Origin of the sequence: Arthrobacter sp. A5 (assembly GCF_051131705.1) — a bacterium.
GTDB lineage: Bacteria > Actinomycetota > Actinomycetes > Actinomycetales > Micrococcaceae > Arthrobacter_M.
This window is the reverse complement of record NZ_CP180316.1, coordinates 2878250-2894975: the sequence shown is the minus strand read 5'-3', so window position 1 is coordinate 2894975 and position 16726 is coordinate 2878250. Positions and strand designations below refer to the sequence as shown.

The window sequence follows — 16726 nt, the reverse complement described above, 5'->3', positions numbered from 1 at the left end:
GCCGGGCCGGCGCCGTCGTAGTTAGCGCATGGCCGCAGCTGAGTCAGAGGATAAGATGGAAGGCATGAGTATGCCTCCAGATCCATTCGAAACTGATCCGATGCGGACTCCGGCCGGCCCTGGCGGTTCCACCGCCACCATTGAGCGCGAGGAACTGCGCGAAGAAGTGGAACCGGGGGACCGGGAACGCTTTGCGCACTACGTCCGCAAGGAAAAGATCATGGAATCCGCCCTCTCCGGCGAGCCGGTGATCGCCCTCTGCGGCAAGGTATGGACGCCCGGACGTGACCCGGAAAAATTTCCGGTCTGCCCCGAGTGCAAGGCCATCTATGACGGATTGCGCCCCGGCAAAGGCAAAGACAAGCCGGGCTCCGATAAATAAGTGCTGACGGATGATGCAGACCCGCAGGTGACCGCTGACGGCACGGGACGGGTCTTGGTTCCGTGCGCCATGATGGGGGACAACCAGCTGTGACAGAGACTCTTTTTGGCGGCCCCGCGCTGCCCCCGGCGTACCCGGAACGCGCTGCGTGGGGGACCGCCCCGAAGCTGCGCGCCTGGCAGGCCCAGGCAATGGAAAGTTATTTTGCCACGGAGCCACAGGACTTTCTGGCCGTCGCAACCCCCGGCGCAGGAAAGACGACCTTTGCGCTGCGGATCGCCACGGAGCTGATTGAGCGCGGAGTGGTGAACCGCGTGACCATCGTAACGCCGACCGACCATTTGAAGGGGCAGTGGTCGGACGCGGCGGCCCGGGTGGGCATCGCGATCGATCCGAACTTCAAGAACGCGGACGGCAAGCACGGCCGCGGCTTCATGGGGGTGGCCGTGACGTATGCGCAAGTGGCCAGCAAGCCGATGCTGCACCGGGCCAAGACCGAGGCAGCCCGGACCCTGGTGATTCTGGACGAGATCCATCACGGCGGCGACGCGCTGTCCTGGGGTGACGGGATCAGGGAAGCCTTTGAACCGGCCGCGCGGCGCCTGGCGCTGACCGGGACTCCGTTCCGCTCGGACACCGCCGCCATTCCGTTCGTTGAGTACGTCGAGGACCGGGAGGGGATCCGCCGTTCGCGGGCGGACTACACCTACGGTTATGGGGAGGCGCTGAAGGACCATGTGGTCCGGCCGGTGATGTTTATGGCCTATTCGGGCCAGATGCGCTGGCGCACCGGGACCGGTGAGGAGATGTCAGCCTCGCTGGGGGCGCCGGTGACCAAGGACATTACCTCGCAGGCCTGGCGGACGGCGCTGAACCCCACCGGCGAATGGATTCCCTCCGTCCTGGCCGCCGCGGACAAGCGGCTCACCGAGGTGCGCCGCTCCGTCCCCGACGCCGGTGCGATGGTGATTGCCACCGACCACGATGATGCGCGGGCGTACGCCGGCACGCTGAAAAAGATCACCGGGGAATCGCCGACAGTGATCCTGTCCGATGACGCGAAGGCCTCGCACAAGATCGAGGAGTTTTCGGTTGGGGAGAAGCGCTGGATGGTCGCCGTGCGGATGGTTTCCGAAGGGGTGGACGTCCCGCGTCTGGCCGTGGGCGTGTACGCGACCTCCACGGCGACACCGCTCTTCTTCGCCCAGGCGGTGGGACGGTTTGTGCGCGCCCGCAAGAGGGGCGAGACGGCGTCGGTCTTCCTGCCCTCGGTGCCGAACCTGATGGCGCTGGCCAACCAGCTGGAGGTTGAGCGCGACCACGCCCTGGACCGCCCCGACACCGAGCCGGACGGGTTTGTCACCGAGGACGCCGAGATGCTGGAGGCGAACCGGGAGGAAAAGGGCTCGGACACGCTGGAGAAATTCAAGTTTGAGGCGCTGGAGTCCCAGGCTTCCTTTGACCGGGTGTTGTTCGACGGCGGCGAGTTCGGCACCGGGGGTGAGATGGGCAGTGAGGATGAGCTTGATTTCCTCGGCATTCCAGGCCTGCTCGACGCCGATCAGGTCAGCGTCCTGCTGCGCCAGCGCCAGGCCGAGCAGCAGTCGCGGCGCCGCAAGGCGCCAGGTGCTGTGGAAGCGGTTTCGGCTGCCCCGGCCGTGATCGACCATCGGATGCTGACGGAGCTGCGCAACGAGCTCGCCAAGAACGTCTCCGCGTGGTCCGCCAGATCGGGGATGCCGCACGGCATGGTGCACAGCGAACTGCGGCGCAAATGCGGCGGGCCGGCGGTGGCGCAGGCCAACGAGGGGCAGCTGCAGGAACGGCTGAAGAAGCTGCAGGGCTGGTTCATCGGCCGAAAGTAGGCCTGGGTTGATGGTCCATTCAGCCGTGCAGCCGGCTCCAGCACCTGAGGCTGGTGGGCTCTGGGTTTTGGCCGGGCTGCTGCTCAGTCGATGGGGATTGCGGTCCCGGTCAGGAGCGGCGAAGCTCCACTCCTGCGGCGGCGAGCTTGTCCAGTGCGGCTTCGGTGGGCCCGGCGCTGACACCGGCAATCAGATCCGTCAGGACGGTCGTGTCATAGCCGGCCTCGATGGCATCCAGCGCGGTGGCCAGGATGCAGTGGTCGGTGGCGATGCCCACGATGGTGACGGCGTCGACGTCGTGCTCCCGGAGCCAGTCGTCCAGCGTGACGGCACCCTCCGCCCCGGCGTCGTCATCGCCGTCGTTCTCGCCGGAATCTCCGGCCGAGCGTTCCCCCGCACGCACCTCATCCTCCGGCGCCAAGAGACCCTCAAATCCGGAATAGGCGGCAGCAAACCGGCCCTTGCGGAAATAGGCGTCGATGGTTTCGGTGTCCAGATCCGGATGCAGTGCGGCACCGCGGCTGTCCGCCACGCAATGGACCGGCCAGCTGTGCACGAAGTCGGGGGACTCGGAGAAATGCGCACCAGGATCGATATGCCAGTCCTGGGTGGCCACCACATAGTCAAAATCCGTGGTGGCATCGAGCAGCTCGCTGATCTCCGCGGCCAGCGCCGCCCCGCCGGCCACGGCCAGCGAACCGCCTTCGCAGAAATCGTTCTGAACATCGACAATCAGCAATGCCTGTGCCATTACGCCACCTCAAATTCCGTTGGGATTACCGGTTCACCGCGCTGCAGCCGTCGAGCCGTTCCGGGCAGCTCGGCCATCGACGCACGGTGTTGTTCGACGGCGCGGAGCACACCCTCGCGGTCGGTCCAGCCGGGCGCGCGGACGCCGTCGATCATGAATTCGTGCATCAGCGGCCGGTCGTCGCCGTCGTCCTGCGGCGGGTGCCCGATGCCGACAATCTCCGCCGTGGCGGTACCCCGGGCATCGCGCCGGCGCAGCGCGTATTTACGCCCGCCGACTGACGTTTTGTTCTTGGCCGCTTTGGCCACCGGGACGAAAGTGCCGTCGCCGGCCTCGCGGCTGACCAGCTTGTAGACCATACTCGCCGTGGGCGCGCCGGAACCGGTCACCAGCGACGTGCCCACACCGTAGGAATCCACCGGGGCGGCGGCGAGCGCGGCAATGGCATATTCATCCAGATCCGACGTCACGGTGATCCGCGTCCCGGTGTTTCCCAGCGAGTCCAGCAGCGTCCGCACCTCCCGGGCCTGAGCCAACAGATCGCCGGAATCGAGCCGGACTCCGCCCAGCTCAGGGCCCGCGAGTTCCACCGCCGTGCGCACCGCAGCTTCGACGTCGTAGGTGTCGACCAGCAAGGTGGTGTCCGCGCCCAGGGACTGAAGCTGCGCCGCAAAAGCCGCGCGTTCCGTGTCATGCAGCAGTGTGAAGGAATGCGCGGCGGTCCCAACGGTCTGCACGCCATAGCGGCGGCCGCACTCCAGATTCGAGGTGCTGGCGAATCCGGCAATGACGGCGGCGCGGGACGCGGCGACCGCGGATTCCTCCTGCGTGCGCCGCGAGCCCATTTCAATGCACGGTCGTCCACCGGCGGCGCCCACCATCCGGGAGGCGGCGGAGGCGATGGCACTGTCATGGTTGAGGACGGAGAGCACATAGGTCTCCAGCACGCAGGCCTCGGCAAAGGGCGCCTCGAGAATCAGGATGGGGGAGTTGGGAAAGTATGCGTCCCCCTCGGCGTAGCCGTAAATGCTGCCGGAAAATTTGAAATCGGCCAGCCACGCCAGCGTCTGGTCATTGACCACCTTATTCCGGGACAGGAATTCCAGTTCCGGCGCCCCAAACCGGAACCGCTCGATTCCCTCCAGCAGCCGGCCGGTGCCGCCCACCACCCCATAACCGCGACCGTCCGGCAGCCGCCGCGCAAACGCCTCGAAGACGCTCCGGCGGTGGGCGGCTCCCGAGTGCAATGCGGCCTGCAGCATGGTCAGTTCATAGTGGTCCGTGTACAAAGATGTGGCGGGATGGTCCCAAGGGGGCGTGGTAGTCACGAAATTCACTCTAATGCGGCCGCACTAGAATGGACATATGACCGTCAGCACCGCTCCCGATCTTGCCCGGGAAACCCATGTCCAAGAGCGCAGCGCCCCTGATATTCCCTGGGTGCTGGTTGTCTGGAATGATCCGGTGAACCTGATGAGCTACGTCAGCTACGTTTTCCAGAGCTACTTCGGCTATTCGGAGGCTAAGGCGGGGAAGCTGATGATGCAGGTGCACACCGAGGGGCGGTCCGCCGTGGCGCACGGCGGCAAGGAAAAGATGGAGGCCGACGCCGCTGCCATGCACGGTTTTGGACTGTGGGCCACCGTGCAAAAAGACGACATGAACGCGAGGGGCTGACCGGTGGCTAAAGCCTTCAAGTACGGCCGCAAGGGAATCACCGGGCAGCTGGAGCATGCCGAGCGCGACCTGCTCCGCAATCTTTTTGCTGACATTGTGGACATGCTGGAACCGGATTCCCCGGCCCATGCAGACCCGCTGGCTGCGATGATCGGGCTGGACATGGACGTGAGCGTTCCCACGGATCCGGCCCTCAAGCGGTTGCTTCCCGATGTGGTCAAGGCCGTGGACGAGGCAACTGCCGGCGCCGCCTTGGAGTTCCGGCAGCTGACCGAACGCTCGCTGCGGGAGACCAAAATCGGTGCCCTGCGGGCCGCTGCCCTGGACCTGGACTCGGACAAGCTGGTCCTGGATGGCGAGCGTGCCAAGCACTGGGCCATGGCGCTCAACGACGTCCGGCTTGTGCTCGCCGAACGGCTCAGCATCCGTGGCGAAGCGGATGCCGAACGGATTCACCAGCTGCAGGACTGGTCCCAGGCCGACGACGTCGACTCTTACCTGGCGCTGGTCTACAACTTCGTCTCCTGGCTGCAGGAAGCGCTGGTCCAGGCCATGCTCTTGAGCCTGAAGGACGGTGACTGAGATCAGCACGGCCTGGCGGTGTGACCAAGCCGACGCCGGCGAAAGTTCACGCCGGAGCCCGGGAGCATCTAGTCTGGGACGATTATGAGCTCAGCATCGAGTCACAGCTCCCTTCCCGCCGCTGCAGCAGGTCTCGGCCGGGCCGCCGTCACGCGGTTAGGGACGGATACCTCCGGATCCGAACGCTCCGCCCGGCCCATCGGCATTTTCGATTCCGGCGTTGGCGGGCTAACGGTGGCCCGGGCAGTGATCGATCAGCTGCCCAATGAATCCATTCTTTACGTCGGCGACACCGCCAACGGCCCCTACGGCCCGCTGCCCATTGCCGAGGTCCGTGCCAACGCCCTTGGCGTGATGGACGAGCTGGTGGACTCCGGCGTCAAACTGTTGGTCATCGCCTGTAATTCCGCTTCCGCCGCCGTGCTGCGCGATGCCCGGGAACGCTACACCGCGCGGTACGGGATTCCCGTCATCGAAGTGATCCAGCCCGCGGTGCGCCGTGCGGTGGCGGCCACCAGGACCGGCCGCGTCGGAGTCATCGGGACCTCCGCCACCATCGGCTCGCGCGCCTATGAGGACACATTCGCCGCCGCTCCCGCCCTGCAGATCACCTCCGTGGCCTGTCCGGATTTCGTGGAATTCGTTGAATCCGGGATCACCGCAGGCGCGCAGCTGCTCTCCACCGCGCAGGGTTATCTGGCCGGGCTCAAGGCCGCGGATGTGGACACGCTGGTGCTCGGCTGCACGCATTACCCGCTGCTGACCGGCGTCATTTCCTTTTGCATGGGCGACGGCGTCACCCTGGTTTCCAGCGCGGAGGAAACCGCCAAGGACGTTTACCGTGCCCTGGTCAGCCACGATCTGGAGCGCACCGCGGCCGCTGCGCCGGTGCACAATTTCCTAGCCACCGGGGATGCCGGCGCCTTCGAGGTGCTGGCACGCCGTTTCCTTGGTCCTGAGGTGCTCAGCGTCGAACAGGTGGACCACGTCGCTGCGCATTATCCGACGGGCTCGATGGCCCGGGTCAGCCCGGAAATGCTGGCCGCCGCCCGTTCCCTTGCCCGGCCGTGGACCTCCAACGCCGGGCTCGCTGGAAGCGTTTACGCCGGCGGCGTAAAGGCCGGTGGCGCCTACACCGGCGGCGTTCACAACGGCGGCGCGGCCGGTGACCAGCCATGAAACTTACCATTGTGGGCTGCAGCGGCTCGTTCCCGGGCCCACAGTCGCCGGCGTCGTGCTACCTCTTGACCGCCCACGACGGCGTGCGGCCCTGGCGCATTCTGTTGGATCTTGGCAGCGGTGCACTGGGGGCCGTGCAGAAATACATGGATCTGCAGGACATTGACGCCATCTTCCTGACCCACCTGCACCCGGACCACTGCATGGATCTGTGCGGGCTGCATGTGGCCGTCCGCTGGGACCCGAACGGCTGGAAGGCCGGCCGCATCCCGGTCTGGGGACCATCGGCGACGGCGGTCCGGCTGGCCACCGCCTATGGGCTGGACCCGGTGCCCGGGATGAGCGGGGAATTCGACTTCCGGCTGTGGACCGACCGCGAAACCGTGCAACTGGGCCCGTTCCGGATCACCCCCTATGCCGTGAACCATCCGGTGGAGGAGGCTTACGCCCTCCGCGTGGAAGCGACTGAGTACGACGGCACCGGGGTGGACAGGATCACCGTGCTGACTTACTCCGGTGACACCGATTCCTGCCCCGGCCTGGTCGAAGCGGCCCGGGATGCGCACCTGTTCCTGTGTGAAGCGGCCTTTGAGGAAGGCCGCGACGACGCCATCAAGGACGTCCATCTCACCGGGAAGCGGGCGGCCCAGGCCGCGGCCAAGGCGAATGCGCGTCGGCTGCTGTTGACCCATCTGCCGGTCTGGACGGACCCCAACCGGATCATTGCCGAGGCGCAGCCGGAATACGACGGCCAGGTGGCGGTGGCCGTGGCGGGCGTGCACTACACGATCTGAGCCGGCCGGCGGATGCCGGCATCTTCCCGTCGTCTGTGGACCAGATGCGTGACCGGGACGGGCAACCATCTGGCCGGGACCGCGGCTTACAGCATTTCCAGCGGCTCCGCCTGCACCGGCGGCGGAAAAGCGGCATCGAGCGCGGCAAGTTCTTCGCCGCTGAGCTCGATGTCCTGGGCCGCGTGGTTCTGCCGTACATGTTCCACCGAGGAGGCCTTCGGGATGGCGATGACATCCGGGCGCCGGAGTAGCCACGCCAGGGCGATCTGCGCAGCGATCGCTGCATTTTCCCCAACCGGGTGTTCAGCCGCGATCCGGCGCAGCTCCGGGTGCGCCAGCAGCCTCCCCTGTTCGATCGGCGAGTAAGCCATCACGGGGACATTCCGTTCGGCCAGCATCGGCAGCAAGTCATATTCAATGCCCCGCCGGGACAAGTTGTACAGCAGCTGATCGGTCTGCAGCTGCCCGGCGTGCGGTACCGTTTCGAGCTCGCGCAGGTCGTCGGTATCCAGGTTGCTGACACCCCAGTGCCGGATTTTCCCGGCCGCGGCGAGCGCCTGCAGGGCGCCGATGCTCTCGGCCAGCGGGATGCCGCCGCGCCAATGCAGCAGGTACAGGTCCAGATAGTCCGTGCGCAGACGCTTCAGGCTCGCCGCCAGGGCCTGCGACGTGCCGCGCGCACTGGCGTTTGACGGCAGGACTTTGCTGACCAGGAAAACTTCATCCCGGCGGCCGGCGATGGCCTCACCGACGAGTTCTTCGGCACGGCCGTCACCGTACATTTCCGCCGTATCGATCAGCGTCAGCCCCAGATCCAGACCAGTGCGCAAGGTGCGGATTTCCTGCTCCCTGGCGCCGCCGTCGTCGCCCATGTACCAGGTTCCCTGACCGAGCCGGGGGACTGCCTCGCCGCTGGGCAGCTTAACGGTGCCGTGCTGTCTGTCCATACGGCATGACTTTACCGCAGCGCGGATTGGCTAAGCTGGAACCATGACAACAGGCGAAATTTCTGCGGCAACCTCGACGATCCGTGCGGACGGCCGCATGCCGGATCAGCTCCGCGACATCAGCATCACCCGTGGCTGGTCCCAACAGGCCGAAGGGTCCGCTCTGATCGAGTTCGGCAACACCCGCGTGCTGTGCACCGCGTCGCTGACTCCGGGCGTCCCACGCTGGCTCAAGGGCGAGGGCCGGGGGTGGGTGACGGCCGAATATGCGATGCTGCCGAGGGCGACGAATACGCGCTCGGACCGCGAATCCGTCAAAGGCAAAATTGGCGGGCGCACGCACGAAATTTCCCGGCTGATCGGACGCTCGCTGCGCTCCATCATTGATACCAAGGCGCTCGGCGAGAACACGATTGTGCTGGACTGCGACGTGCTGCAGGCCGACGGCGGCACCCGGACCGCGGCGATCACTGGCGCCTACGTGGCGCTGGCCGACGCGATCCACTATGCGCGGGAGAACAAGCTGATTGCCCGCAACGCCCAGCCGTTGATCGACACGGTGGCCGCCGTTTCGGTCGGGATCATTGACGGCATCCCGATGCTGGACCTGCCGTATGTGGAGGACGTCCGCGCCGAAACGGACATGAACGTGGTGGTGACCGGCTCCGGGAAGTTCGTGGAGGTGCAGGGAACCGCCGAGGGCGCGCCCTTTGACCGTGACGAGCTGGACGCGCTGCTGGATCTTGCCCTGCTGGGCACGCTGCAGCTGTCGCAGATCCAGCGGGACACGCTGGGGTTGTGACCATGGCCGCAGCCGAACCGCGGCTGGTGCTGGCGACGCACAATAAGGGCAAACTGCGCGAGTTCCGCGAGCTGCTGCGCGGCCAGATTCCGGGGCTCGACGTCGACACTCAAGTCGTCGACGCGGCGGCGGCCGGGGCGCCCGATGTGGCGGAAACTGGGGTGACCTTTGCAGAGAATTCGCTGCTGAAGGCGCGGACCGTTGCGGAGGCGACGGGTCTGCCGGCCGTGGCCGACGATTCCGGGCTGGCCGTGGACGTGCTGGGCGGTGCGCCGGGGATCTTCTCCGCACGCTGGGCCGGACGGCACGGGGACGACGGCGCCAATATGGCCCTCTTGTTGGCCCAGCTGGCGGACATCGACGATGCGCACCGTGCTGCCCGTTTTGTCTGCGCCGCGGCTTTGGCGGTGCCGGGCACGGCGGCCGGTGCCGGCGGGGGCAGCGCGCCTGCCGCCGTCGAACTCCTGGCCGTTGAGCAGGTGGAGCACGGCGAATTGCCCGGGGTGTTGCTGCGTGCACCGCGCGGAGACGGCGGTTTCGGTTACGATCCGATCCTGGTTCCGGATGGCTTATGCGTCAGCTGCGCCGAGCTGGCCCCCGCGGAGAAAAACGCCATTAGCCACCGCGGCCAGGCCTTCCGGAAGCTGCTGCCGCACATCATTGCGGCCCTCCAACCCAAGTAGGTCGCAGATATCGCACTCATTCCGGGTTTTGAGTGCGATATCTGCGACCTACTTGGGCACGCCCTGCGGGAACGGCGGGGAGGGCGGGGTGGCTTGGATGGGTGCGGGCGTCAACTGTCGATGGCGCGCTTGGCCCTGCGGCTGGCAGAGAACCCCTTGATGAATTCCACGATGATGGGGATGATGGAGGCCAGGACGATGAGAATAAAGATCAGGTCCAGATTCTTCTGCACCCACGGCACCCGGTCGCCGAGGATATAGCCCAGCAGGGTTACGCCGCCGGCCCACAGCACGGCCCCAATGGCGTTGTAGATGAGGAAATGCCGGCGGTCCATCCTTGCCACGCCAACAATCACGGGCACAAAGGTCCGCACGATCGGCACAAAGCGGGCCAGAATCAGCGCTTTACCGCCGTGCTTTTCAAAGAACGCGTGCGCCTTCTGCACGTTTTCACGTTTGAACAGCCGGGAATCGGGTTTGTTGAAGATGGCGGGTCCGGCCTTCAGCCCGATCAGATAGCCGGCCTGGTTGCCGATGAAGGCGGAGAGGATGAGCAATCCCATCACGGCCCAGATATTGAACTGGATCACTCCCGTGGCCACCAGCAGACCGCCGGTGAACAAGAGTGAATCCCCGGGCAGGAAAAAGCCGATCAGCAGCCCGGTTTCAGCGAAAATGATCGCGCAGGCCAGCAGGACGACCCAGGGCCCCCACGCGGGGTTGTCTAGGATGACGGCAGGATCCAGCCACGGCGGCAGGAAACCGGTGGGAGCGGAGCCGGACCCAAGCATGGCGGGCGCGGCTGAGTTACTGATAGCTGAAGGAATCACCCTCCAAGGTTACGGCACACCTGCGCGGAGCGGCTCAGCCCGCGGGATGAGATGCGTCGGAGGAGGTGCCGGGAGGGGGCGCCCGCGCTCAGGCCGAAGTTGCGTCCGGAGGGCAGGTCCGAGGCGTCGCCCGAGGGTGGGCCCGGAGGGTAAATCCATACATGCACCGCACAGGTGGCCCACAGGTTTCCTTGGGGTCATTGACAGCAGGCGACGCGAGAGTTAGTGCATGGCCATTCAACCATTTCCGCGGACCGGAGCACGGCCCGCCCCACGCGTCGGGCCGGACCGCGTGCTGGCGTCCCGGCGCCGGTTGCTCCGCCGGGACAGTCTGCTGATCGCCAGCTGGGTTTCGGTGGCCATCGTCATCGCCTTGTTCCTGGCCGACGACGTGGCCGCCGGCTTTGTCTCCGTGGGCCAGACCCTGACGTCGCTGGGGATCGCGGCGGGTCTGGTCGGCACCGATCTGCTGCTCGTGATGCTGCTGCTCACTGCGCGGTTGCCGGTGATCGACAGGGCCTATGGACATGACCGAGCGGTGGCCCTGCACCGGAAGCTCGGAAAGCCGTTGCTCTACCTGCTGCTGTCACACACCGGGCTGTTGATCGCCGGCTACGGGATGACCGAGGGAATCAATCCGGTGTCCGAGGTGCTGACGCTGTTTTTGACCGTACCCGACATGCCCTTGGCGTTTATGGGGCTGGGACTGCTGCTGGCCGTCGTCGTGACCTCAGTGGTCGCCGTGCAGCGCCGGTTCCCGTATGAGGCCTGGCTGGGAATTCATTTGCTCGCCTATCTCGCAGTGCTGGCGGCGCTGCCCCATCAGTTCAGCAATGGTGCCGTATTTGCGCCGGGGACGTGGCAGCGCCTCTATTGGCTGGTCTTCTATCTGGCGGTTACCGGCTCCATCCTGGTTTTCCGGATCGCGGTTCCCCTGGCCCGCAGTGCCCGGTATCGGCTGGTGGTCACCGGGGTGCGCCGAGCGGGAACGGATGCGGTGACGATCACCATGAGCGGCGCCGGACTTGAATCCCTTTCGGTGCATGCCGGCCAGTTCTTCCTGTGGCGTTTTCTGTCAGCGGACCTGTGGTGGCACGCACACCCATTTTCGCTCTCGGCGGCGCCGTCCGCCGGTGTGTTGGAAATCACCGTCCGCGGGCTGGGGAGCGGGACCCGGAAGCTGCTCACCGTCCGCCCTGGGACCAAGGTGGTGATCGAGGGCCCCTACGGAATCTTCAGCAAAACGGTGCGCACCAGCGAGCGGTTGGTCATGGTCGGCGCGGGAATCGGTGTCGCTCCGATCCGGTCATTGCTGGAGGAGGCGGATTTTGCGCCCGGCGATGCCACGGTCATCCTGCGGGCCGGCAGGGTGGAGGAGCTCTATCTGCTGGCCGAGATCGACGAGCTGTGCCGCAGCCGCGGTGCATACCTGTATCTGGAGACGGGCCCGCGACCGTCGGATCTGGCGCATTGGCTGCCGGCGGCGTCCGCGGACAGAGGGTTTTCGCTGCTCAGTTATGCGCCCGCGCTGGCATCGTCCGATGTGTACGTCTGCGGTCCCGTGCAGTGGAGCGCCCAGGTGATGGCGCAGGCGCGCGCGGCCGGCGTGCCGGCTGAGGCCATCCATCATGAGAGGTTCAGCTGGTGAGGGCCCGGGCAGTCATCATCGCCGCTGCTGCGTCGGCGGGGATTATCCTGCTCGGCTGGCAGGCCGGAACCGGTGCGGACCAGGTCCACGTCGGCCCGGCGGCGGTCGTCGGGAGTCCTTCCCTGCCGGACAGTTCCGGCAGTTCAGGTAGCGCCGGCAGTTCCGGTAGTTCCGGTAACACCGACGACGGCGGGAGCGGAGCGCCCGGAACGGCGGCCCCTTCCGCCGCACCCGGTCCTACCACGGGTTCCGCTGCGTCCGGGCAGGGCGTGAATGCCGCGGTCAGCGGCACGTTCAAGGGCACCAGCGCCAGCACCCGCTACGGCGCGGTTCAGGTCCAGGTCACCATTGCCGCGGGGACGATCAAGGATGTGACCGCGCTGCAGTTGACGGACCGGGACCAGCGCTCGGCCCAGATCAGTAACTATGCCGCCCCCGTGCTCCGCAGTCAGGTTCTGGCAGCGCAGTCCGCCGCCGTGCAGAGCATCAGCGGTGCGACCGCCACCAGCGAGGGCTATCTGACCTCGCTGCAGGCGGCACTGGACGCCGCGCACTTCCAGACTGATCAGTCATTCAGCCCGAATTCCCGGGGCTGAGGTCTTGTCAGCCGGATCCATGGAAACCGCTGCCGTCCGGGTGCTCAGAACCATGGGAACGGTGGTCAGCGTGACGCTGTCCCAAGGGCCTCGGCAGGAGCGCTGGGCCGACGGCGTGGAGCGGATTTTCGCGGACGCGGACCGCAGATTCAGTTTGTACCGGCCGGACTCCGAGTTGAGCCGGATCGCTGCCGGGGCCGTGGCGCTGCCGGATTCCAGCCCCGCCATGCGGCGGATGTACGCGCTGGCGTTGCACTGGCGGACCGTCACCAATGGGGAATTCACGCCGCACCGGCCCGACGGTGTGCTGGACCTGTCCGGGGTCGTCAAGGCCTGCGCGGCTGCGGCGGCGGGGGAGTGGCTGCACAGCGAGGGCCACCGGGATTGGTGCCTTAATGCAGGTGGCGATGTGCTTTGTTCGGGTACCGCGGGCGACGGCGGAGGGTGGCAGGTGGGGATTGTGGACCCGGCGGACCGGACATCCCTGCTGGGAAGCATCGCCGCGACCCCCGCACTGCCGGCGGTCGCCACCTCCGGCAGTGCCGAGCGTGGGGAGCATATCTGGCGCCGGCCCGGGACGTCGATGGAATTTGTGCAGGTCACCGTCCGGGCCGCGGACATCATTACGGCCGACGTCCTGGCCACGGCCATCACTGCAGGGGGAAGTGCGGCTCTGCACCGCTTCAGCTCGGAGCTGCCCATTGACGTGCTGGCCGTCCGCCGCGACGGAGGCCTGCTGGCGACCCCCGGTTTTGTCCGGCATCCTACAGCCCCAGTTCGGCCCGCAGATTAATCCCCGGCTGGTGCAGCACCGTCCGCATGCCCAGCACGGCGGCCGCGTCGATGTTTTCCTGGACATCGTCCACAAAGGTGACCTGCGCCGTCGTCGTCCCCAAATGCGCCAGCACATCCCTGAAGATCTGCGGGTCCGGCTTGGCCAGACCGAGCTGGCCGCTGAAAAACAGCTTGTCGAAGTAACCGGCCCACGGCGCGCTCCGGGAGTATTGCGCGGCCATCCCGGCCGGCATATTGGACAGCAAAGCCAGGCGCGCACCGCCCAGGTGCAGATCCTCGAGGACATCGAGGGTTTCCGGATTCAGATGTGACCATTGATCGGCGTCCAGCGTCTCCAGCCGCGCCGTCAGATCCGCACCGATTTCCCGGCCCAGCACCCGGGTCCAGTAGTCCTGGGCGGTCAGTGTGCCGGCGTCGAATCCGTGACGGTGCAGCCAGTAGCTGCTGTCCCGGGACTCCAGCGGAAGGCCCGCGGCTTCCCGCAGGGCCTCCCAGTCCTCCGGTTCCGGGGCAGTGGAAATCACCATGCCGTAGTCGAACAGATACCAAATGGGGGGCGCCGTTTCCGCGTTCATCGGGCCAGCCTAGCGCGGATGTCAGCGGAGCCGCGTTGCCCGCAGGATGCTGTCCGTGCGGTGGCTGGCGGCGTTCGAATGTCCGGCGCCGGGATCCCCGGCCGGAAGATCCGGGGGCGAATCCGCGTCCCGGTGCCCGGCTGAGTGCCTTCCCGACGTCCCGGTGGATTCCCCGGGCGGGCGCCGCCGTGACTCCCGGACGTCGATGCGCCACCGGTCCGGTGGCAGGGTCAGATTCGCCTCGAGCTGGTCGGGCGTCCACAGACCGGGGGGACCGGATCCGGGGAGGACATCGTCGGGGTGGTGCCCGACGGCGAGCAGGGTTCCGTTGACCGCGACGGCGGCGGCGGCGGCCTGCAGCAGGGCGTAACCGGCCGGCTCGGGAGAATGCAGGTAGTGCGCCGAGACCAGGTCATAGCGCTCCGGAGGCGTCCAAGAAGACAGGTCCGCACACACCCATGTGATGCGGTCGCTGGCTCCGGCTGCCTGGGCGTGCCTTGCGGCGCGTTCGAGTGCGATGGCGGACACGTCGATCGCCGTAACACGCCAGCCGTGCTGCGCCAGCCAGATGGCATCGGCACCTTCCCCGCAGCCCAGATCAAGTGCGCTGCCTGAGGCAAGGCCGGCGGTCTCTTCGGCCAGCACCGGGTTGACGCGTCCGCTCCAGATATTCGGGCGCGCCTGGTAGAAGTCATCCCAGAATTCCTGGCCGGCCTTGCTCGCTGCGCCGTTGCCGGCCGCTGCGGGCGGCCCGGGCGCAGCCGTCCCGGCGGGAGGATTGTGCTGGTCGTGATGTTCTGCATGCGGCATGGAACCACTCTCGCGCGTCCGCCCTCGGGTCGCAAGACGATCAGCCGCAGCGGCGACCCTCCTCGCGTCCCCGCATGACGTCACCCGTCAGCATCGCGCGGGTCACCGCCGATCCAACACTCGTCGGTCCGCCACCTCGGTTCGTGGTGAACCGACGGCGGCGGAACGAAAGACGCCTGCGAGCGCATGCTATCCGGTTTAGCTCAGCCGGAGTGAGGATTATGGGCTCGTCCTGATTTTCCGGGGTCGATTGGGGTATCGCATCGTGGATGCGTCAAAGTCTGACCATGTTCCGCGGCAACACGCCGAAGGTTTAGGAGACACGCCGGGTTTTCGGCCGGGACTCTGGCTGAAAGTGGTCAATCTTCGACGGCGCCCATCATTGTCTCACTGGCTGGGCTAGCCGGATAGGCGTGCTGCGAGCGTTCTCCCGTGCCGCGCCGCGTTCTCCCGTGCCGCGCCGCGTTCTCCCGTGCCGCGCCGCGTTCTCCCGTGCCGCGGCAGGCGGGGTAATCTTGCCGAGTGGCTTTGGAGTTTACTGCAATCGATTTTGAGACCGCCAACGGCTTCCGCGGTTCGCCGTGCGCCGTGGGTCTCAGTAAAGTCCGCGACGGAAAAATCGTTGAAGAAGCGTCCTGGCTGATGAGGCCCCCCGCCGGCCATGACCATTTCGACCCGCGCAACGTGCAGATCCATGGCCTCACCTCCGCCCAGGTCGCGGCCGCGCCCCGGTTCGGTGAGCTGTTCGCGGAGATCGGCGGCTTCATCGGGGCTGATGTCCTGGTGGCCCACAACGCGTCCTTTGATATGGGTGTGATCCGGTCCGCGCTGGAAGTCTCGGAACTGCCCGGACCGGCCTTCGACTACGCCTGCACGGTGATGCTGTCCCGGCGGAATTATTCGCTGCCGTCCTATTCCCTGCCGTTTGTGGCCGAGGCGGCCGGGGTGCCGCTGGTCAACCACCACGATGCGGTTGAGGATGCGCGGGCTTGCGCCGGCATCATGGTGGACATCGCCAGGCGCAACGGCGCGGGCAGCGTTGCGGAGCTGTTCGCCGTGCATAAACTGCGGCTGCCGCGCGCGGACGCCTACCTCCCCGGCTTGGCTGAGGTTTCCAAGGCGACGCGGACCGCCCTCAAACGTCTGAGTGAAGCCCCGGCAGCCTCCGGCTGGCAAGGTTGGCAGGGCTGGCCGGAGGAAGGCCCGAATCCGGAAGCCGACGCTGCCGCCGATCCGCACCATCCACTGTTTGGCCAGATGGTGGTCTTCACCGGCAATCTGCAGCTGCCGCGCGGCGCCGCGAAGGAGCGTGCAGCCGGGCTCGGCGCGCAGCCGGCCAGCTCCGTCACCCGGAAAACCACAGTGCTGGTGGTGGGGGACGGCTTCGTGGCGGCGGATCTGCGCAGCGGTCGCCTGACCTCCAAAGCCCGTCGCGTGCTGGAACTGCACGGCCGCGGGCAAAGCATCGAGGTGCTCTCCGAAGGGGAATTCATGCAGATGATCGGCTGATCTGTAAGGTCGGTTGATGAAGGTCCTAGGTAGCGGATCCTGACTTTTTGGTTCTGGCCGCTCGCGCGCCACGAAGGGACAAGTGCCCGGACACCGATCGGCATGAGACGGCGAAGACTCCATGCGCGTCTGGCCGAAGTGCAGCCCTCCGTTTCATCGGGAGGCCAGCGTGGTCGAGGATGTCTCGACAGTCGTCTCGTTGCGGCTGCGCGGGGACGAGCTCGCTAAGGTGGAGCGAGCCGCCAATGCTGATCGTGTCGCGGGAGGAGTGGCGGTAAGCTTCCCGCGACATTCTACGTAC

Annotated in this window: 18 protein-coding genes; 12 read left to right on the top strand and 6 right to left on the bottom strand. The window is 66.6% G+C overall.

Going from position 1 to position 16726, the window contains the following annotated elements; translation table 11 throughout:
- Nucleotides 1-55 precede the first annotated feature (55 nt).
- Together ACLLJI_RS13665 and ACLLJI_RS13660 are read left to right on the top strand one after the other, a co-directional pair.
- Nucleotides 56-382: a DUF3039 domain-containing protein gene (locus ACLLJI_RS13665; protein ID WP_434621529.1), complete on the top strand. Its 327-nt coding sequence runs from the start codon at nt 56-58 to the stop codon at nt 380-382.
- An 89-nt stretch (nt 383-471) separates the two neighbouring features.
- On the top strand, nt 472-2247 hold the full coding sequence (locus ACLLJI_RS13660; protein WP_434613146.1) for a DEAD/DEAH box helicase: 1776 nt from the start codon (nt 472-474) through the stop codon (nt 2245-2247).
- Nucleotides 2248-2356: 109 nt separating this feature from the next.
- On the opposite strand, the gene ACLLJI_RS13655 is transcribed toward ACLLJI_RS13660, so the two are convergent.
- On the bottom strand, nt 2357-2998 hold the full coding sequence (locus ACLLJI_RS13655; protein WP_434613143.1) for an isochorismatase family protein: 642 nt from the start codon (nt 2996-2998) through the stop codon (nt 2357-2359).
- Nucleotides 2998-4335, bottom strand: coding sequence for a nicotinate phosphoribosyltransferase (locus ACLLJI_RS13650; protein ID WP_434613140.1), 1338 nt, complete (start codon nt 4333-4335; stop codon nt 2998-3000). The genes ACLLJI_RS13655 and ACLLJI_RS13650 overlap by 1 nt, the downstream gene beginning before the upstream one ends.
- A 28-nt stretch (nt 4336-4363) precedes the next feature.
- On the opposite strand from ACLLJI_RS13650, the gene clpS reads away from it, so the two are divergent.
- The 4 genes from clpS (at nt 4364) to ACLLJI_RS13630 (ending at nt 7230) form a co-directional block, all read left to right on the top strand.
- Nucleotides 4364-4675 (top strand): ATP-dependent Clp protease adapter ClpS, encoded by a 312-nt coding sequence (gene clpS / locus ACLLJI_RS13645; RefSeq protein WP_283561023.1) that lies wholly within the window; start codon nt 4364-4366, stop codon nt 4673-4675.
- A 3-nt stretch (nt 4676-4678) separates the two neighbouring features.
- On the top strand, nt 4679-5257 hold the full coding sequence (locus ACLLJI_RS13640) for a DUF2017 domain-containing protein (RefSeq protein ID WP_434613136.1): 579 nt from the start codon (nt 4679-4681) through the stop codon (nt 5255-5257).
- An 84-nt stretch (nt 5258-5341) separates the two neighbouring features.
- Nucleotides 5342-6436, top strand: coding sequence for a glutamate racemase (gene murI, locus ACLLJI_RS13635; protein WP_434613133.1), 1095 nt, complete (start codon nt 5342-5344; stop codon nt 6434-6436).
- Nucleotides 6433-7230 carry an MBL fold metallo-hydrolase gene (locus ACLLJI_RS13630; protein ID WP_283561020.1) on the top strand — a complete coding sequence of 266 codons (798 nt, stop codon included), beginning with the start codon at nt 6433-6435 and terminating at the stop codon, nt 7228-7230. The genes murI and ACLLJI_RS13630 overlap by 4 nt, the downstream gene beginning before the upstream one ends.
- An 86-nt stretch (nt 7231-7316) precedes the next feature.
- On the opposite strand, the gene ACLLJI_RS13625 is transcribed toward ACLLJI_RS13630, so the two are convergent.
- The gene (locus ACLLJI_RS13625; protein WP_434613129.1) at nt 7317-8177 is read right to left on the bottom strand and encodes an aldo/keto reductase; all 861 of its coding nucleotides are present in this window, start codon (nt 8175-8177) and stop codon (nt 7317-7319) included.
- A gap of 43 nt (nt 8178-8220) precedes the next feature.
- Between ACLLJI_RS13625 and rph the strand changes: the two genes are divergently transcribed.
- Both rph and ACLLJI_RS13615 read left to right on the top strand, forming a co-directional pair.
- On the top strand, nt 8221-8979 hold the full coding sequence (rph, locus tag ACLLJI_RS13620) for a ribonuclease PH (protein WP_434613126.1): 759 nt from the start codon (nt 8221-8223) through the stop codon (nt 8977-8979).
- Nucleotides 8980-8981: 2 nt separating this feature from the next.
- Complete coding sequence (locus ACLLJI_RS13615) at nt 8982-9662, top strand: non-canonical purine NTP pyrophosphatase (RefSeq protein ID WP_434613123.1); 681 nt, start codon at nt 8982-8984, stop codon at nt 9660-9662.
- Nucleotides 9663-9772: 110 nt separating this feature from the next.
- Here ACLLJI_RS13615 and ACLLJI_RS13610 read toward each other — a convergent pair whose 3' ends face one another.
- Nucleotides 9773-10453: a VTT domain-containing protein gene (locus ACLLJI_RS13610; RefSeq protein WP_434613120.1), complete on the bottom strand. Its 681-nt coding sequence runs from the start codon at nt 10451-10453 to the stop codon at nt 9773-9775.
- A gap of 268 nt (nt 10454-10721) precedes the next feature.
- Here ACLLJI_RS13610 and ACLLJI_RS13605 point away from each other — a divergent pair, with 268 nt between their 5' ends.
- The 3 genes from ACLLJI_RS13605 to ACLLJI_RS13595 are packed head-to-tail and all read left to right on the top strand — an operon-like array spanning nt 10722 to nt 13529.
- Complete coding sequence (locus ACLLJI_RS13605; protein WP_434613117.1) at nt 10722-12140, top strand: ferredoxin reductase family protein; 1419 nt, start codon at nt 10722-10724, stop codon at nt 12138-12140.
- Nucleotides 12137-12736, top strand: a complete 600-nt coding sequence (locus ACLLJI_RS13600; protein WP_434613114.1) for an FMN-binding protein — start codon at nt 12137-12139, stop codon at nt 12734-12736. The genes ACLLJI_RS13605 and ACLLJI_RS13600 overlap by 4 nt, the downstream gene beginning before the upstream one ends.
- A 19-nt stretch (nt 12737-12755) precedes the next feature.
- Nucleotides 12756-13529, top strand: a complete 774-nt coding sequence (locus ACLLJI_RS13595) for an FAD:protein FMN transferase (RefSeq protein ID WP_434613111.1) — start codon at nt 12756-12758, stop codon at nt 13527-13529.
- Here ACLLJI_RS13595 and ACLLJI_RS13590 read toward each other — a convergent pair.
- A complete protein-coding gene (locus tag ACLLJI_RS13590; RefSeq protein WP_283561013.1) occupies nt 13501-14106 on the bottom strand; it encodes an HAD family hydrolase in 606 nt (201 codons plus the stop codon). The two genes, ACLLJI_RS13595 and ACLLJI_RS13590, sit on opposite strands and share 29 nt — an antisense overlap.
- A gap of 21 nt (nt 14107-14127) precedes the next feature.
- The gene (locus ACLLJI_RS13585; protein WP_434613107.1) at nt 14128-14916 is read right to left on the bottom strand and encodes a class I SAM-dependent methyltransferase; all 789 of its coding nucleotides are present in this window, start codon (nt 14914-14916) and stop codon (nt 14128-14130) included.
- Between the two features lie 522 nt (nt 14917-15438).
- Between ACLLJI_RS13585 and ACLLJI_RS13580 the strand changes: the two genes are divergently transcribed.
- Nucleotides 15439-16425 carry an exonuclease domain-containing protein gene (locus tag ACLLJI_RS13580; RefSeq protein ID WP_434613104.1) on the top strand — a complete coding sequence of 329 codons (987 nt, stop codon included), beginning with the start codon at nt 15439-15441 and terminating at the stop codon, nt 16423-16425.
- Nucleotides 16426-16726 lie beyond the last annotated feature (301 nt).

What these genes read in the sequence shown, in the direction of transcription:
- ACLLJI_RS13630 (WP_283561020.1), top strand. Translation starts at nt 6,433, where the DNA reads ATGAAACTTACCATTGTGGGCTGCAGCGGCTCGTTCCCGGGCCCACAG.
- rph (WP_434613126.1), top strand. Translation starts at nt 8,221, where the DNA reads ATGACAACAGGCGAAATTTCTGCGGCAACCTCGACGATCCGTGCGGAC.
- ACLLJI_RS13625 (WP_434613129.1), bottom strand. Translation starts at nt 8,177, where the DNA reads ATGGACAGACAGCACGGCACCGTTAAGCTGCCCAGCGGCGAGGCAGTC.
- ACLLJI_RS13615 (WP_434613123.1), top strand. Translation starts at nt 8,982, where the DNA reads ATGGCCGCAGCCGAACCGCGGCTGGTGCTGGCGACGCACAATAAGGGC.
- ACLLJI_RS13590 (WP_283561013.1), bottom strand. Translation starts at nt 14,106, where the DNA reads ATGAACGCGGAAACGGCGCCCCCCATTTGGTATCTGTTCGACTACGGC.
- ACLLJI_RS13610 (WP_434613120.1), bottom strand. Translation starts at nt 10,453, where the DNA reads ATGCTTGGGTCCGGCTCCGCTCCCACCGGTTTCCTGCCGCCGTGGCTG.
- ACLLJI_RS13665 (WP_434621529.1), top strand. Translation starts at nt 56, where the DNA reads ATGGAAGGCATGAGTATGCCTCCAGATCCATTCGAAACTGATCCGATG.
- ACLLJI_RS13595 (WP_434613111.1), top strand. Translation starts at nt 12,756, where the DNA reads ATGGAAACCGCTGCCGTCCGGGTGCTCAGAACCATGGGAACGGTGGTC.
- ACLLJI_RS13655 (WP_434613143.1), bottom strand. Translation starts at nt 2,998, where the DNA reads ATGGCACAGGCATTGCTGATTGTCGATGTTCAGAACGATTTCTGCGAA.
- clpS (WP_283561023.1), top strand. Translation starts at nt 4,364, where the DNA reads ATGACCGTCAGCACCGCTCCCGATCTTGCCCGGGAAACCCATGTCCAA.
- ACLLJI_RS13605 (WP_434613117.1), top strand. Translation starts at nt 10,722, where the DNA reads ATGGCCATTCAACCATTTCCGCGGACCGGAGCACGGCCCGCCCCACGC.
- ACLLJI_RS13585 (WP_434613107.1), bottom strand. Translation starts at nt 14,916, where the DNA reads ATGCCGCATGCAGAACATCACGACCAGCACAATCCTCCCGCCGGGACG.
- murI (WP_434613133.1), top strand. Translation starts at nt 5,342, where the DNA reads ATGAGCTCAGCATCGAGTCACAGCTCCCTTCCCGCCGCTGCAGCAGGT.